Source organism: Aporhodopirellula sallentina SM41 (genome assembly GCF_000346505.1).
GTDB lineage: Bacteria > Planctomycetota > Planctomycetia > Pirellulales > Pirellulaceae > Rhodopirellula > Rhodopirellula sallentina.
The window spans coordinates 1-1,515 of the sequence record NZ_ANOH01000265.1 but is presented as its reverse complement, the minus strand read 5'-3'; the positions used below and the strand labels follow the sequence as shown (position 1 = coordinate 1,515).

Annotated in this window: 3 protein-coding genes; all 3 read right to left on the bottom strand. The window is 54.6% G+C overall.

From position 1 onward, the window contains the following. Nucleotides 1–96 precede the first annotated feature (96 nt). Entirely contained in the window at nt 97–321 is a 225-nt protein-coding gene (locus tag RSSM_RS17815; RefSeq protein WP_008681703.1) for a hypothetical protein, read from the bottom strand. A 270-nt stretch (nt 322–591) separates the two neighbouring features. Continuing rightward, nucleotides 592–999: a hypothetical protein gene (locus tag RSSM_RS17810; RefSeq protein ID WP_008681702.1), complete on the bottom strand. Its 408-nt coding sequence runs from the start codon at nt 997–999 to the stop codon at nt 592–594. A 205-nt stretch (nt 1,000–1,204) separates the two neighbouring features. Beyond that, a partial coding sequence (locus RSSM_RS17805) for a barstar family protein (protein ID WP_236621218.1) occupies nt 1,205–1,515 on the bottom strand: 311 nt, incomplete at its 5' end.

The window sequence follows — 1,515 nt, the reverse complement described above, 5'->3', positions numbered from 1 at the left end:
TACCTGAATTGCTGAAATTGTACCAAGGCCAGCCCGCGTTGACAAAGTTGGAAGGTGTGCCGAAGGCCCTAGCGTAAAAACCATGTTGTACGACGGTTAATCGCCGATTCTGGACCACGCCTCGTAGTTGATGCCGTTGTCATCAAGGTAGGATTTGAGTTTGGCGGAGGCGTCACCAGAAAATTGCGAGGCCAAACCGTCGAGTACGTTTTCACATTTGAGAGATTGAGCAAGGGCGGCGACAGCATCCGTCGCGAGTGTCCAAGCCCATTCGTATTCCGTGTTGCCGTCACCGAAAACCTGTTCGACGCCGCGGCCCAAGTCTTGGCCCTAAATAGTCAGTGTGCCATCGTCTGCGAGTGTTGCACCAAGGTACCGCGACCCAAGGTCATCACGAGATTGCCGGAGGGTTACGGTGCGATTTGCCATTTGATGAGTCGTACAACGGAAGGTTTTTACGACACCGCCCTAAACGAAGCGAACGATGTCTGAAACACGAGAAATTGTACCAAGGCCAGCGAGCGTTGCCAAACATCGAAGGTGTGCCGCAGGCCTAGCGTAAAAACCATGTTGGCCGAACTCTGGAGCGGTTTAGAGGTAAAGTTCAGAGAAGGAATCAGGCGAGTACAGTTTGCAGCTGGTGTCATGCAACCATACCGCTGGGCAGGCACCGCGAATCCCCAACCAAAAGTCAAGCAGCGATTGAGGCCCACAATCGAAGACCAGCCCAGAGCCACCCCACGAAACGGGTTCGGTATCGAAAAGTGTGAAATCAATTTTGATCGTGCCATCAGACGCGGTGTGCAGCGCCAGCCAATCATACCACGTTGGATCGTTAGATCGGATTAGACGGGTGGTGGGAACGGCGAGAATAGCGTCCGCGACAAAGTCAGGCGGGTACTGCAGTACCTCGTGCGTGTCGAAACTAACGGCAGGCTCCACGAGTTGAGGCGGGCCGGGGACGATCGCAAGATCGAGCTGTTCGTATGGCGTATGCAAAACTTGAGGTCGGCCAACGGAAGGTTTTTACGACACCGCCCTGAACGAAGCGAGCGATGCTTGAACTACGAAAGATTCTACCACCAGAGGGAGGCTTGAACAAACGACAGCGGTGTGCCGAAGGCCTATGCGTAAAAACCATGTTAGCGGTCGCGGTGAAGCGAGTTTGCGGTATCCACCTCAAGCAGCTTGCAAGGTCAGCGCATCAGTCCGCGAAGGCCAAGAAAACCACCGGTTCGCCGCCCGATTTGACGTCGCGCCAGTTGGAAAACGCCGAGCATTCGACCACAGCAGCGTAGATTTCAGGGCAACGCGAGCGAAACGATTTGGCGTTGTCGAGTTGTAATACGAACGGCGCGTCACGATCAGATACGCAGTCGATCCACGCATTCATGTTGCGACCGTAGTAGCCGGGGAAGTCCATCTCGCGAGCAAACGTGTCATGGAACGAATCCCAATCGGTGATGCCATCGGTGTCGATCTTGACGACGGGAATGCTCAATAGACTAGCGTCCG